17 protein-coding genes and 2 pseudogenes are annotated in these 13,936 nt (G+C 56.6%); 9 read left to right on the top strand and 10 right to left on the bottom strand.

The window, feature by feature from the left end; translation table 11 throughout:
- Positions 1-70: 70 nt before the first annotated feature.
- Positions 71-676: an FMN-dependent NADH-azoreductase gene (azoR, locus tag IM294_RS01740; RefSeq protein ID WP_048998492.1), complete on the top strand. Its 606-nt coding sequence runs from the start codon at positions 71-73 to the stop codon at positions 674-676.
- An 89-nt stretch (positions 677-765) separates the two neighbouring features.
- Positions 766-1,452: an RluA family pseudouridine synthase gene (locus IM294_RS01735; protein ID WP_126818033.1), complete on the top strand. Its 687-nt coding sequence runs from the start codon at positions 766-768 to the stop codon at positions 1,450-1,452.
- A 7-nt stretch (positions 1,453-1,459) separates the two neighbouring features.
- On the opposite strand, the gene IM294_RS01730 is transcribed toward IM294_RS01735, so the two are convergent.
- Complete coding sequence (locus tag IM294_RS01730) at positions 1,460-1,999, bottom strand: DUF2058 domain-containing protein (protein WP_028013071.1); 540 nt, start codon at positions 1,997-1,999, stop codon at positions 1,460-1,462.
- A gap of 308 nt (positions 2,000-2,307) precedes the next feature.
- Here IM294_RS01730 and IM294_RS01725 point away from each other — a divergent pair, with 308 nt between their 5' ends.
- The 5 genes and pseudogenes from IM294_RS01725 (at position 2,308) to IM294_RS01705 (ending at position 5,998) form a co-directional block, all read left to right on the top strand.
- A complete protein-coding gene (locus IM294_RS01725; protein WP_126818032.1) occupies positions 2,308-3,423 on the top strand; it encodes a DUF6883 domain-containing protein in 1,116 nt (371 codons plus the stop codon).
- Positions 3,424-3,433: 10 nt separating this feature from the next.
- Positions 3,434-3,658: pseudogene (locus tag IM294_RS01720) on the top strand (DUF4926 domain-containing protein); the annotation flags it as partial.
- 18 nt (positions 3,659-3,676) lie between these two features.
- A pseudogene (locus IM294_RS01715) lies at positions 3,677-3,775 on the top strand (type VI secretion system tube protein Hcp); the annotation flags it as partial.
- A gap of 196 nt (positions 3,776-3,971) precedes the next feature.
- Positions 3,972-4,946 (top strand): DUF1852 domain-containing protein, encoded by a 975-nt coding sequence (locus IM294_RS01710; RefSeq protein WP_028013068.1) that lies wholly within the window; start codon positions 3,972-3,974, stop codon positions 4,944-4,946.
- A 23-nt stretch (positions 4,947-4,969) separates the two neighbouring features.
- A complete protein-coding gene (locus tag IM294_RS01705; RefSeq protein ID WP_061098288.1) occupies positions 4,970-5,998 on the top strand; it encodes a methionine synthase in 1,029 nt (342 codons plus the stop codon).
- Between the two features lie 5 nt (positions 5,999-6,003).
- Here the strand turns inward: IM294_RS01705 and IM294_RS01700 are convergent, their stop codons facing one another.
- The gene (locus tag IM294_RS01700) at positions 6,004-6,936 is read right to left on the bottom strand and encodes a LysR family transcriptional regulator (protein WP_047365246.1); all 933 of its coding nucleotides are present in this window, start codon (positions 6,934-6,936) and stop codon (positions 6,004-6,006) included.
- A 95-nt stretch (positions 6,937-7,031) separates the two neighbouring features.
- On the opposite strand from IM294_RS01700, the gene IM294_RS01695 reads away from it, so the two are divergent.
- Positions 7,032-7,466: a DMT family transporter gene (locus tag IM294_RS01695; protein ID WP_028013065.1), complete on the top strand. Its 435-nt coding sequence runs from the start codon at positions 7,032-7,034 to the stop codon at positions 7,464-7,466.
- A 4-nt stretch (positions 7,467-7,470) separates the two neighbouring features.
- A complete protein-coding gene (locus IM294_RS01690; RefSeq protein ID WP_028013064.1) occupies positions 7,471-7,929 on the top strand; it encodes a DMT family transporter in 459 nt (152 codons plus the stop codon).
- On the opposite strand, the gene IM294_RS01685 is transcribed toward IM294_RS01690, so the two are convergent.
- The 8 genes from IM294_RS01685 to IM294_RS01650 are packed head-to-tail and all read right to left on the bottom strand — an operon-like array spanning position 7,926 to position 13,806.
- Positions 7,926-8,459: a DUF3833 domain-containing protein gene (locus tag IM294_RS01685; protein WP_100170340.1), complete on the bottom strand. Its 534-nt coding sequence runs from the start codon at positions 8,457-8,459 to the stop codon at positions 7,926-7,928. The genes IM294_RS01690 and IM294_RS01685 overlap by 4 nt on opposite strands.
- Positions 8,456-8,980, bottom strand: coding sequence for a hypothetical protein (locus IM294_RS01680; protein ID WP_193360293.1), 525 nt, complete (start codon positions 8,978-8,980; stop codon positions 8,456-8,458). Before IM294_RS01680 ends, IM294_RS01685 begins: the two co-directional genes overlap by 4 nt.
- Positions 8,977-9,462, bottom strand: coding sequence for a DUF2878 domain-containing protein (locus IM294_RS01675; RefSeq protein WP_126818030.1), 486 nt, complete (start codon positions 9,460-9,462; stop codon positions 8,977-8,979). The genes IM294_RS01680 and IM294_RS01675 overlap by 4 nt, the downstream gene beginning before the upstream one ends.
- A complete protein-coding gene (locus IM294_RS01670) occupies positions 9,459-10,679 on the bottom strand; it encodes a cyclopropane-fatty-acyl-phospholipid synthase family protein (RefSeq protein WP_041910119.1) in 1,221 nt (406 codons plus the stop codon). The genes IM294_RS01675 and IM294_RS01670 overlap by 4 nt, the downstream gene beginning before the upstream one ends.
- Positions 10,676-11,398, bottom strand: coding sequence for a DUF1365 domain-containing protein (locus tag IM294_RS01665; protein ID WP_045630379.1), 723 nt, complete (start codon positions 11,396-11,398; stop codon positions 10,676-10,678). The genes IM294_RS01670 and IM294_RS01665 overlap by 4 nt, the downstream gene beginning before the upstream one ends.
- Position 11,399: 1 nt before the next feature.
- The gene (locus IM294_RS01660) at positions 11,400-12,659 is read right to left on the bottom strand and encodes an NAD(P)/FAD-dependent oxidoreductase (protein ID WP_126818029.1); all 1,260 of its coding nucleotides are present in this window, start codon (positions 12,657-12,659) and stop codon (positions 11,400-11,402) included.
- Positions 12,656-13,375, bottom strand: coding sequence for an SDR family NAD(P)-dependent oxidoreductase (locus tag IM294_RS01655; RefSeq protein WP_126818028.1), 720 nt, complete (start codon positions 13,373-13,375; stop codon positions 12,656-12,658). Before IM294_RS01655 ends, IM294_RS01660 begins: the two co-directional genes overlap by 4 nt.
- The gene (locus IM294_RS01650) at positions 13,372-13,806 is read right to left on the bottom strand and encodes a nuclear transport factor 2 family protein (protein WP_041910128.1); all 435 of its coding nucleotides are present in this window, start codon (positions 13,804-13,806) and stop codon (positions 13,372-13,374) included. The genes IM294_RS01655 and IM294_RS01650 overlap by 4 nt, the downstream gene beginning before the upstream one ends.
- Positions 13,807-13,936 lie beyond the last annotated feature (130 nt).

The raw sequence follows: 13,936 nt of genomic DNA, 5'->3' as shown, positions 1-13,936 counted from the left end.
ATTGTGAATAAAGTGTCAACAAGCAACGGGGCACCCCCCCTTCAATCAAATGCAACAACAGGAATCACCCATGAGCAAAGTATTAGTTTTGAAATCCAGTATTCTGGCAGGGTACTCTCAGTCTGGTCAGCTGTCTGATTACTTCGTTGAACAGTGGCGTGAACAGCATTCTGCAGACGAAATCACCGTGCGTGACCTGGCAGCAAACCCCATTCCTGTGCTGGACGGCGAGCTGGTTGGCGCGCTGCGCCCAAGCGATGCGCCACTGTCCCCGCGTCAGCAGGAAGCCCTGGCCCTGTCCGACGAGCTGATTGCTGAGCTGCAGGCGCACGACGTTATCGTCATCAACGCCCCAATGTACAACTTCAACATTCCTACCCAGCTGAAGAACTACTTCGACCTGGTGGCGCGCGCTGGCGTAACCTTCCGCTACACCGAGAACGGCCCGGAAGGTCTGGTAAAAGGCAAGCGTGCGATCGTCCTGACCAGCCGTGGCGGTATCCATAAAGATACCCCAACTGACCTGGTTGCGCCGTACCTGAGCCTGTTCCTGGGCTTCATCGGCATTACCGACGTGAACTTCGTGTTCGCGGAAGGTATCGCTTACGGTCCGGAAGTGGCGACCAAAGCACAGTCCGACGCGAAAGCCGCCATCGACAGCCTGGTAGCCGCGTAAGATTTCTCCCTCTCACCGCCCGGTGGGAGGGTTTTTCTTTTCCCCGCATTTCGCTATCATCCGCATCCACTCTCCAGCCGGGCGGCCTGATGTCTGCGATTATCGATTCTTTTATTGCCCCACCGTGTCACGACGACATTGAGATCCTCTGGCAGGATGAACATCTGCTGCTGATTAATAAGCCTTCTGGCCTGCTCAGCCTCTCGGGCAAAAACCCGCAAAACCTCGATTCTGTCCATTATCGTCTGGTGCAGACGTTCCCCGGCTGCACGCTGGTACACCGTCTGGATTTCGGCACGTCCGGGCTGATGGTGGTTGCGCGCAATAAGGCCATCAACGCGGCGCTTTGCCAGCAGTTCATCCAGCGCAGCGTGGAGAAAGTCTACAGCGCCCTGCTTTATGGGCATCTGGAAAACGACGAGGGAATAATAGATGCGCCCATTGCCAAAGACCCGGCGCTGTTCCCTCTGATGTCGATCTGCGCCATCAACGGTAAACCCGCCCGTTCCCGCTATCGGGTGGTGGAACGTTTTTTTCGGGGGACAGGAGTGCCGTTAACGCGGGTGGAACTGACGCCGGAAACCGGGCGAACCCACCAGCTGCGCATCCACTGCCAACAGCTGGGGCACCCTATTCTGGGCTGCGATCTGTATGGCGGTCTTGACGCGCCGGGGGCTGAGGAAACGCCCCGGCTGATGCTGCATGCCAGCGAGCTGAATTTTATTCATCCCGTGAGCGGAGAGACGGTTAACGCCCGCCACGCCGCCCCGTTTTGAACGCGGTTTACCACATCAAATCGTCAGGAATTTTGAAGTCCGCGTACGGATCGTCTTCGTCCTGCTCTTCCTGACTGAGCGCGCTGTTTAACACGATGCTGTCGGCATCGCGCTGGGCAATTTTATCAGCCACCACCGCCGGAATGATCGCGTATTCACAATCGCCGTTTGCATTGAGCACCAGGCGCGCAATGGCCAGACGGCCGTTGATCAGCTGGGTTTGCGTCTGCTTGTCGACCTCAATTTTTTTGATCAGATTACCGTCGGTGAAGTTAAAGGTGATGTTGCCCTTCGCCACGGTGATGCGGTTCATCTCGATCAGCTGCTTCACCTGCGCTTTAAACTCTTTAGCGAGTACGGCCTGCTTCTGCTGCTCGCTCAGCAGCTTGTCACGCTCGATCTGCGCCTTCTTGTTCTCTTCTACCGCTTCCCGAGCCTCACGTGCCTGAACGCGTGATTTCTTTGCCGTGCGCTGCACTTTCGCCGCTTTCTTGCTGCTGACCAGGCCTGCTTTCAGCATCTGCTCTTGTAAGGTGAGTTTTGTCATGATCGTTTCTAAACCGGTTGGAAATTTTGGGGATTATAGCGGGAATTGGGGATGGTGTACCAGAGAAGCAGATATGGCGTTTAGCTGCCTGAATCTGGTTCATTATTGATTCAACATATACTCACGCTAACGCCTAAAAAAATGGTTAAAAATTGCCAGGTTATTTTCTTAAAAAAAATGAGCAGTTCATAAATATGATGTGGGTTGAATATCTGTGTTCGCTTCAGGCGTAGGCTGCTTTTTCTTATTAAAGAATGAAAAAATATGCCCTTGAAAGAAACAATGTTGCTTAACGATAAGGATTCGGCATGTTCCGACTCTACCGGTCACATGATTTAACACGGCAATTAAGCCCTGGAGATTTTCAATACATTCTCACGCCAGCAGGTTCGCTGAAAGAGGCATGTATACATTATGATCTGTCTTATGAAGCGAACGGTCAAAGCCTCTCTTTTGGTCTTCCCAAAAAAATATACAGCGTGTTCCCATATAAAAGGCCGTATGAGCGAAAAGGTCGCGGCTACGCAGATCCGATTTATGATGAGGTTGAGCACGAGCTGCAAATTGGCTGGCTTGTTGGTGTAGATACCTCCAGGCGCTGGAGCAGCGACCGGAATCCATTTTACATCGACGGCAACGGCGATCTGATGTTTACTTCTACAGCCTCATCCTGGCATGCATGGTATAAGGACGAAATCATGAGTGCCTACCGGCACGTTATTGCCGATCGGCAAGGCAGGAAGCCTGCCCCCACTCAACGGATACATTATGATTATTACGGACCAACAACTGCACGATCGGGGAAAACGCTGAACAGTAAAACCGTTGGCCGCCTGCTGGCCGCTGGCGGTGTATATAACGGCAACATTGAAGGGTTTCATGAAACCGCGCAGCAGCTTGGCGGGGATGCTCCAGCGGGTTACGATCAAGTCATGAATAACAAAGGGTTAATTATTACGGGTGCCTCTGTTGCAGCAGGATTAACAATGGGCAGGTTGAATCCTCTAAGCGAGATAGATGAAATATCGGGTCTCAGTAAAATACCAACGTTTGAAAGTCCATATGTAAAAGGTTTCATATCTGAAAGCGGTACGTTAGTGAACGCTGAACACGCCATAATCGATCCGAAAAAGCTCGCAACCTATGCTTTAGATTCAACACATCCTGCAGGTGGGCACAAAGCCAGGGTGTTTGAGTCAGCGCTGGGATACAACCCAACTAATGCAGATGTTTTAGCAGCAAGAATTAAGGAAGGCGTATTATCGGTCCCAGCAAAAGTGTTGCAGGCCAACAATTACGGTCAAACAATGGCTGTCGATATGCCCATTTTAGGCGTCAACGGTGAAACAGCGCTCGTGCGTACAGGCTGGATGTATGAAACTGACGCGCTAGTTCCTCGCCTGACAACCCTATTCGTTAAATGAGAAAACAAAAATGAAAAGAGCCGAATTAGACGTTGTGGTTTTAGACGAGGATTTACCGGATGAAGGACTGGTAAAAGGGGCTGTTGGTACGATTGTTATGGTTTTCGATACCCCGACACTGGGCTATCTTGTCGAATTTTGCGACGAGGAAGGAAGAACAATAGCAATGCCTGCTTTGCTACCCGCTCAGCTAAAGAGTTATTTCATTCCTGGCACCCTCAAAACGCGGTTGGTTCGCCCCGAATAAAGTGTGGTTGAAAGCGTAAGCCTGCAGTATGAAAAAATTACCTGGCGCATCGTCGATGGGAACATCATGCACAGCGACGCCTGGGACGAACGTCCTACAGCATAGCCCAAAGGGGCCCGATGCCCCTTACTCTTTCACTTCCCTGCCTGAAGCAATCTGAAGTTTCCACTCAACGTCTCCCTGTTCATGAACTTCCCTCATGTTGCATTGAAATTAAGTCACTTCCCCTGCGCTGCGGGCTCAGGCATAAATTATGCATTGGTAACTTCTTAGCAACATGAACTTAGGATGCATAACCACAATGAGCAAAGCTTTCACATATACCCTTAAGCGCAGTTGCTTCGATGAGAATTACAACCCGTCAGAAAATACGCGTACGACCACCAACTTTGCCAACCTGGCGCGTGGGGAAAAACGTCAGGAAAACCTGCGCAATACGCTGGTGATGATCAACAACCGCTTTAACGCCCTGGCGCGCTGGGATAACCCGACCGCCGATCGCTACGCGGTTGAGCTTGAAATCATCTCTGTCGATTTGAACATTGGCGCGGAAAAGCCGTTCCCGGCCATTGAGATTTTGCAGACGTATATTGTCGACAAAAAAAATAACCAGCGTATCGCAGGCATTGTCGGGAATAACTTCTCCTCTTACGTGCGGGATTATGATTTCAGCGTCCTGCTGCTGGAGCACAACAAGAACCAGCAGCACTTCAGTATTCCGGAAAGGTTTGGCGAACTGCACGGCAATATTTTCCGCCATTTTGTGAACTCGCCGGAATACAAAGAGAACTTCAGAAAGGGCCCGGTGATCTGCCTGAGCGTCTCGAGCAAAGACACCTATCGCCGCACCGGTAACCAGCACCCTGTTCTGGGTATTGAGTACGCGCCGGATGGCGAGTCGTTAACGGAACTGTACTTCGCCAAAATGGGCCTGAAGGTCCGCTACTTCATGCCTGAGAACAGCGTGGCGCCTTTCGCGTTCTTCTTTACCGGAGACTTGCTGAGCGATTACACCGATCTGGAACTGATCGGCACCATCAGCACGATGGAGACGTTCCAGAAAATCTATCGCCCGGAAATTTATAACGCGAACTCGGCGGCGGGACTGTTTTATCGCCCGGACCTGAACCAGCAGGATCATTCATTAACCAAAATTGTTTATGACCGCGAAGAGCGAAGCCGGTTGGCGATTGAACAGGGTCGATTTACCGAAGAATATTTCATTAAGCCTTATAAACACATTCTCGAGCAGTGGTCTGATAACTACACGCTTTAATTCATCAAAAAAGGTCTTTTATTATGAAAACATTGCTCCCGACGTCTACGGCTGGCAGCCTGCCTAAGCCGACCTGGCTTGCGCAACCTGAAACGCTCTGGTCTCCGTGGAAATTGCAGGATCAGGAATTACTGGCAGGTAAACAGGATGCACTGCGCCTGTCCCTTGACGAGCAGATCCGTGCGGGAATCGATATTGTCAGCGACGGGGAACAGACCCGTCAGCACTTCGTCACCACCTTTATTGAACATCTGAGCGGCGTCGATTTTGAAAATCGCCAGACGGTGCGCATTCGTAACCGCTACGACGCCAGCGTGCCGACCGTGGTTTCTGCCGTTGCGCGTCAGAAGCCGGTATTCGTGGACGATGCAAAGTACCTGCGCCAGCTCACGGACAAGCCGATCAAATGGGCCCTGCCTGGGCCAATGACCATGATCGACACCCTTTACGACGCGCATTATAAAAGCCGCGAAAAGCTGGCCTGGGAATTCGCCAAAATCCTCAACCAGGAAGCGCGCGAATTAGAAGCCGCGGGCGTGGATATTATCCAGTTCGACGAGCCGGCGTTTAACGTCTTTTTTGATGAGGTCAACGACTGGGGTATCGCCGCGCTCGAGCGCGCCATTGAGGGTCTGAAATGCGAAACCGCGGTACACATCTGCTACGGCTACGGCATCAAGGCCAATACTGACTGGAAAAAGACGCTCGGCTCAGAATGGCGCCAGTATGAAGAGGCCTTCCCTAAGCTGCAAACCTCTAACATCGACATCATCTCCCTGGAGTGCCACAACTCCCGCGTACCGATGGATCTGCTGGAGCTGATTCGCGGTAAAAAGGTGATGGTTGGGGCGATTGACGTGGCAACCAACACCGTCGAAGCGCCAGAAGAGGTCGCCGACACCCTGCGTAAAGCGCTGCAGTTCGTCGACGCCGACAAGCTTTACCCCTCAACCAACTGCGGCATGGCTCCCCTCTCCCGTCAGGTGGCTAACGGTAAGCTGAAAGCGCTCAGCGCCGGCGCAGAAATTATCCGCAAGGAGCTCGGCGCGTAATTGCCTTACGTTTGCCAGTACGGCGGCGAGCCGAAAAACGCCACGTAATAATCAATCACCGCCCTGACGTTCAGGGGCGGATGACGTGCGTGAGGATAGATCGCCGCAATATTCAGCGGCTCCGTATTGATAGCGCACGCCATTTCCGGCATAAGTGCGACCAGCTCCCCCCGCTGCAGCCTGTCGCCAATCAGCCAGTCCGGAAACAGGACGATCCCCATTCCACCCAGCGCGGCAATGAGCAGCGACTCCGCATTATTGGACGTCATCAGCGGCGCGACGGGATAGTGCACCCAATTCTCCCCCTTGCGTCGCACAAGCCAGCGATTAGGGCCAGACGAACCGCGATACACCAGGCATTTATGCTGGCTCAGCTCGGCCGGGTCGGCCGGTACGCCGTGTTGACGCAGATACGCGGGCGACGCGGCAAGATGGTAGCGCTGCTGCCCGAAGATGCGGGCGTGGAACGTCGAGTCCGTCAGCGTGCCGATGCGAAAAATGAGGTCGGCGGCATCCCGGTGCGGGTCGATAAAGTCATCGGTCAGCGTCAGCTCTATGGTTAACCGTGGATAACGCTCGGCCAGGCCTGCCAGGCCGGGTGCAACGTGCCTCTGTCCAAAAAATACCGGCCCATTAATGCGTACCGTGCCGGAGGGTTCGGTCGAACGTTCATCCAGCTCCCGACGCGCCTCTTCGAAGTTATCGACCATCGCCCGGGCATAGCGGATAAAAAGATGCCCGTTTTCCGTGGGGATCACCGCCCGGGTATTGCGATAGAACAGCTGCTGGCCGAGCGCGTCCTCAAGCTGATGAATAATCCGCGACACCTGCGAGGCAGAAATTCCCTCCCGTCGCGCAACGACGGAAAAGTTCTGCGTTTCATAGACGGCAATAAACAGCAGCAGTGAGCGAAGGTTCATGCTTCCGGCATCTGACATTAATGCATTTCCTGCAAAGGTGTTTCCTGCATTATGGCATTTTTCTCACATGTCTACCGACGTAATCTTCTTCGCCTGAAAACGGAGGAAGCATAATGCAGTTTGTATTGATTTTACTGGTGATTGCCGGCGGGATGGGCCTCTCCGTCGAGGCGGGTTTGCTGGGGCCGTTAGGGGGAGAAGTAGGCGATTTATGGGCCACGTTCAGCATTTTCGGGGTCGGCGCCGCGCTGACCTTTCTGCTGATGCTGTTTTTCAGCCCGCGCAACGGTCCGTCGTTTTTCGCACAGCCCGGCTGGCAGCTGCTTGGCGGCGTGCTGGGTCCTGTTTACGTTGTCATTCTGACTATCGCCACCCCCGCTATCGGCATCGCTCTGACGATGATCGGCATTCTGGCAGGTCAGGTTTTTAAAAGCCTGATCATTGACCACTTTGGCCTGCTGGGTACGCCGCACAGGAAGATAAACGCAAGACGCATCGTGGCGCTGGTTTTTATTATTGCCGCACTGGTACTGGTCGCAAAGGGGTAAGCACATGACACTGATGATGATAATTCTGGCCATCTGCGGCGGCGCGACGCTGAGCATACAGGCCGCAATTAACGGACAGCTCGGCAGCAGCGTGGGCGTTTTCAAGAGCGCGTTTCTGACGTTTTCCGTCGGCGCGCTGGTGACCGCCCTGCTCATTTTCTTCTTTGAGCCTAAGCAGACGGTCACGCTGCTGGACGTGCCGAAATGGCAGCTCCTCGGGGCGATGTTCGGCGTGCCCTACATTGTGATCATGGTGCTCGCCGTGCAGCGCATCGGCACCGCCGTCGCCACGGTGGCGGTGATATTCGGCCAGCTCGCCATGAGCATGCTGATAGATAACTTTGGCTGGTTGAACAATCCCGCTATTCCGTTTTCACCGAGCCGTCTGGGCGCGGTGGTGTGCCTGGGGATTGCCCTGTACTTCATTTACTCCAGCAGCAAAACCGGCGATGTTCGCGACTAAGCTTCCGTATTCCGGGTAAAGAACAGCGTCACCGTGGCGACGGTGACGCCAAATTTCTTCATCTCGGTTTTATTGAACAGATGCGTCTCATCCTGCAGGTACATCCAGTCATCAAAGTTTAGCAGCCACGTTTTGCCGTTGGCCTTCACGTTCATGCTGTAATGCCAGTTAAAGGCGTTGCCTGCGGCCTGCCCGGTGGCAATCCCTTCAATATCACCTGCCGTTCCCTCGTAGCGGTCGTTCCCCACGCGGCGAATGTGCCATACCCGCTGCTGCTTCTCGCCGTCGTCGTAAACGAAGCGCTCGTTCAGCGTCAGCGTATCGCCGATCACGTCCCCGGCAATCTCAACGTGAAAGCGGCGGATCTGCTTGCCGCTGCGATCCTGCACCATGCCCCACGCTTCGGTTTTGCCCTGGAAGTAGTGGAAGATATCTAGCCGCGGCTGCTGCTGGCGATACTCGGACACCTCCGTACTGCAGCCGGCCAGCAGCATCGTGAATGCCAGCGCCAGCGTCAGGATTCGTTTCATTTTTTGCCTCCGATTAGCTGCTGACGCAGCTCAGGATATTGCGTGCGGGGATCGAGCCAGATGGCCAGAAAGCGGGTGCTGAACGCTTCTGACTGGCGCGGACCGAGCGGAATAAAAGATTTTTGCGCCGACGACGCGCGGTACCAGAACTGCCCCTGCTTATCGTTGAGAACAAAAGCCAGCTGTGAACCCGGTCGGACATCCGGCCACAGGGACTGGAGCATCCTTAGCCAGGCTTCACTTTGCGGTTCCTGCGTCAGGATCCCCTGCGCCTGCCACTGGTCGCGGGTCGCCTCAACCAGTTCATCGCGATCTATGTCGCGCGCGTAGGTAATAATCAGCGCCTGATCCTGATCGTCCCGGCTGTAACGGCCATCCGGCGTGCGGAGCTGAGAGGTATAGACCGTGAACGGCCCCCAGGTCAGCGTGGCGTCGCCCACCTTGCGCCAGGCCAGCCAGTCGGCTGCCTGAGCACCAGTAACAACCAGCATGAGCCAAAACAGCAGAACCGCAGTCCTCATTTTTGTCTCCCCATTAGCAGGTGGAAAAACAGCATCAGCACCAGCCAGCCCGGCGCCATCCAGCTGACGACGATAAAGGTCGGCTCCAGAAACGTGATGGCGCCCAACCGCTCGCCAATCAGGTAGGCCAGCGGGCCTCCCACGGCCGCCAGCAGGGTCAGCAGCCAGCCGGGTAACGTGGTGGTACGCGCAAGCTGCGTCCAGACCACGGCGAACATCAGCCACAATGCCACCATCCAAAGCGGCATCAGGGAGTCGCCCGTGAAGGCAATCAGCCCCGTCAGCGCCCAGAGCGCATCCAGCAGGCTGCCCGCCGCGGCCAGCCCAATGGCGTAAAGACGGTATGCTGTCGGCAAGAGCAGGCACGCCAGGATCGCCAGCCCGAGCCAGATAATCAGGCCCTGTTCGCGAAAAAGCACTACCAGCGCCCAGTAGAGATCGAACGCGACGGCCAGCAGAAAGACCTGAAGGTAGCGTCTCATACGCGCTCGGCGGTCAGCTGCACCACGCTGATGGTGCGGGCGTTAAACCCGGCTTCGCAGTAGCCGAAGTAGTACAGCCACATGCGGCGGAACCGTTCATCAAAGCCAAGCTTTTCAATCTCCTGCCAGGCGTGGACAAAGCGCTGCCGCCAGTGGGCCAGCGTGCGGGCGTAGTCCGGTCCCATGTCGAAGAGATTGCGCACCACGAAATCGGTGTGGCGCGTCATCAGCTCGTTCATCGCCGTAATGCTCGGCAGGAAGCCGCCGGGGAAAATGTAGCGCTGGATAAAATCGACGCTTTTGCTGTAGTCGCGGTAGCGCTGGTCCTGAATGGTGATGGCCTGAATCGCCATCCGTCCACCGGGGCGCAGCCGCGCCTGACAGGTACGGAAGAACGTAGGCAGATAGCGTTGCCCGACGGCTTCAATCATCTCTATCGAGACCAGCTTGTCGTACTGCCCGGTGAGGTCGCGATAGTCGCAGAGCAGTACCTCAACCCGATCCTGCAGCCCGGCGCGGGCAATGCGCTCGGTCGCCCAGATATATTGCTCCTGCGACAGCGTGGTAGTGGTCACCCGACAGCCGTAGTGACGGGCGGCGTATTCCGCCATCGCCCCCCAGCCGGTGCCAATTTCCAGCAGGTGATCACCCGGGTTTAGCGCCAGTTGCTCGCACAGGCGCGCCATTTTGGCCTGCTGAGCCGCCGTCAGATCCTGCTCGTCCGCGGTAAACAGCGCGCTGGAGTAAAGCAGTTCCTTATCCAGAAAATGGGCATAGAAAGCGTTGCCCAGATCGTAATGGGCGGCAATATTTTCGCGGGCCTGGGCACGAGAGTTGCGCCGCGTCCAGTGGCGCAGCCGCTCCAGCGGTCGGCCAAGCAGCCGGAACCCGTTCTCCAGACGACCAAGCACCTCGCCGTTGAGGGCCAGGATTTGCAGAAGCGGCGTAAGCTGCGCGGTCTCCCATTCGCCGTCCATCCAGGCTTCTGCGGCGGCAAGGCTACCGCCCGTTAAGACGCGCCAGTAGACGCCGGGCGTGAGGATCTGCACGTCGGCGTGCAGCGCGGAGGATGTCTCGCCAAAATGGAAGGTCTGCGCCCCTTCACGCAGGGTGAGTGAGCCGCCGCGAATGCCGCTTAACAGACGAAACAGCAGCCATCGTGCGATGCGGACGTTGCGCGGGATATCGGGTTCTAGCGCAAAGACGGGATCGGTCATGAGCGTTCACTCCTGCTGACGGGATGGTTATAAAGCGGCACGCGCTTGAGCCACAACCTCAGCGCTTGCCAGTAAATCGCGAAAACGGTTTTCAGAGTCATCAGCGGGATGCGCAGCAGCAGCGCGCGCAGCGCCGGACGGGTCAGAGGCTCCCGGCGCAGGGCCAGCGTGGCGTCAAAGACCTTCGCTTCCTGATGATTTTCAATGTGCATATGCAGCGTGTTGTCCGGGTTGTTGAAGCGCCAGTGGTAGACCATGTCCATCGGGTTGAAGGGGGAAACGTGAAACGCTTTTTCCGTGGGCCGGGCATTTTGCCCGTCGACCGCGTAATAATGGCGCTCGTTCCACGGCGTGTTGCGCACCTCCGCCAACACCCAGCGAAGCGTGTTTTCCTGGTCATAGCAGTAGTAAAAATTGACCGGATTGAAATGAAACCCGAAGTAGCGCAGCTGCGTCAGAAGCATGACCCGCCCTGCGGGACGTTCCCCGGTCAGGCTCTCCAGCCTGTTCAGCACGTTCTCTTTAAGCGGCGTGCCGAGGGGATAGTCCGCGTCATGGAACGCGGCGGCGGCAAAGCGGTTGCGCCGCACGCCGACGGACGCCAGCAGCGGCAGTTCATCAAGATCCAGCCAGGCCATAAAAACGCCGTAGCTGAATTCATGCGTTTTCGGCTGAAGGCGGCGGTGGCGCAATACGCCGTGATAGAGGCAGCTGTTCATGTCAGTTCCCCTCCCCGGCGGCTATTTCATTGACCACGTCCAGCGCGCTGCGCACGCCGTCTTCATGAAAACCGTTGTACCAGTAAGCGCCGCAGAACCAGCTCCGGTGATGACCGTTGATCTCCCCACGGCGCGCCTGCGCACGCCAGCTTTGCGGGTTAAACAGCGGATGCTCATAGACAAAGCGTTGCAGGACGAAGCGTTCATCCACCGGCGCGTCCGGGTTCAGGGTGACGCAGAACAGTGGGCTGCCCGCAGGCAGACCCTGCAGAATGTTCATGTTGTAGGTGACGCAGGCGCTGGCCTGCTCCTGCGCGCTCAGGCGGTAGTTCCAGCTGGCCCAGGCGCGCTGCCGCACCGGCAGCCAGCGCGGATCGCTGTGCAAAACAACCTCGTTGCGCTGCCAGCCGATATCGCCCAGCACTTCGCGCTCCGCGGGCGTAGGATCCTCAAGCATGGCCAGCGCCTGGGCGGAGTGGCAGGCAAATATCACCTGGTCGAAGGTGTGGCTGCCGTTTTCAAGCTGAAGCGTGACCCCGTGCGCGTGGCGGCTCACCCGCAGAACAGGCGCGTTCAGGTGCAGCGTCAGGCGGTCGCCCAGTTTTTCCAGCATGGCGCGGATATACTCCCGCGAGCCGCCCGGCACCACGTACCACTGCGGACGCTGGGTAATATCCAGCAGGCCGTGATGGTGAAAGAAGCGCAGGAAGAGCGGCAGCGGGAAACGCTTCATCTCCTGCAGTGACGACGACCAGATCGCGGCCCCCATCGGCAGAATGTAGTGGCGCGCAAAAAACGGCGTGAAGCCGTGCTGGTCCAGAAACGTCTGCAGCGTGGCGTTCGGATCGACCTTCCCTTCAAGCGCCTGTTTCGCCAGGCGGTTAAAGCGAACGATTTCGCCCAGCAGACGCCAGAATGCCGGATTTACCAGGTTTCGGCGCTGGGCAAACAGCGATGTCAGGGTGTGGCCGTTGTACTCAAGCCCCGTCTCGGGGTTGTGTACTGAAAAGCTCATCTGTGTTTTTTGCCCGCTGATGCCGAGCTCGCTGAGCAGGCCCATAAAGCGCGGGTAGGTGCGGTCGTTGTAGACAATAAACCCGGTATCGATCGCGTATGTGCCCTGGGGCGTTGAGACGTCAACCGTCGCGGTATGGCCGCCGGGCGTGGTGCCCGCTTCAAACAGGGTTACCTGATGATGCCCTGCCAGCCGCCAGGCGCAGGTCAGCCCGGCGATGCCGCTGCCGATAATTGCAATGTTCATGAGCGCACCATCCTGCGCAGCAGCGTGCGCTGCAAAAACGCGGGCAGCCCGGAGAGCAGCCGCAAAATAAGGCCAAACCCGGCCGGAAACGCGATATGCATTTTGCCCTTTGCCAGCCCGGTACGGATCGCCTTGACCGCTTCGTCAACGCTCACCCTGCCCGGCATGGCAAAATCGTTTTTGCGCGTCAGCGGGGTATCGACAAATCCCGGAGAGACGACCGTCACGGCAATCCCCTTTGGCTCCCAGTCCAGGCGCAGACTGTCGGCAAACCAGCTCAGCGCCGCTTTGGACGCGCCGTAGGCCTCTGCCCGCGGGAAGGGAAGCCAGTGGGCCATCGAGCTCACCAGCACCACGCGGTTACCGGCAACCAGCTGCGGCTGCAGCGCGGCCAGGCAGTTCACTGGCCCGAGAAAATTGGTGGTCATGACCCGCTCCACCAGCGCCGCATCCACCACGCCGCCGTCGAGATATTCGCAGGTACCGGCGCAGAGAATAACCAGATCGGCGTAAACGCCGCCCAGCGCCTGGCGACAGGCGTCCCTGTCTGTCATATCGAACGGGCGAACGGTGAGATTGGGGCAGGTCTGATGTAGCGCTTCAAGCCTCGCCGGATCGCGCCCGCAGGCAATCACGTGGTAGCCGTCAGCGGCAAAGGACTTCGCCAGCCCCGCGCCGATGCCCGAGCTTGCGCCGGTAATCAGCACCGTCTTCATGATTTGACCCTCCGCTTCACGCCGCGTACCGCCCAGCCCAGCAGAGGGAGGTGTTCGTAGATCATCTCTCCCGCATCGTAAAAGTCCCGCTGACGCGTGATGAGATTGTTTTCGGTGTCCACCACCGAACATCCGGGCAGTTCAAGCGGCTCGCCTCCGGCAATGCGCGGATGCGACCAGTGCATTACCCAGGTGACAACAAACCGGTTCCCGCTGCAGAGCGGCGGATCGATGACAAAACGGCACTTCTCGACGTTTGCCAGCAGATGGGTGAAATAGCGCTGAAGCGCGAAAATACCGTTGTGCTCGCCGAACGGATCGATAAGGGTGGCATTCGAATGGTAAAGCCCGACCAGCGCGGTCGGCGGCTGGCTATCCAGTGCGGCGTAGTACTCAATAAACCGACTCACGACAGAGGGCAAAGTGCTCATGGGTCACATCCTGGCTGTAAACAACGTGGCGTAATCGCATAATTAAAACTTACACAATTAACGTTATTTGTCCAAGTTTGTGCAAGTTTATTTTTTATTACCCATAAATATCAATAATTTGAAAACACAA

The sequence above is a fragment of the Enterobacter cloacae complex sp. P43RS genome (assembly GCF_014930585.1).
GTDB lineage: Bacteria > Pseudomonadota > Gammaproteobacteria > Enterobacterales > Enterobacteriaceae > Enterobacter > Enterobacter bugandensis.
Note: the sequence above shows the minus strand (reverse complement) of the source record. Positions and strands in the feature narration are given on the sequence as shown.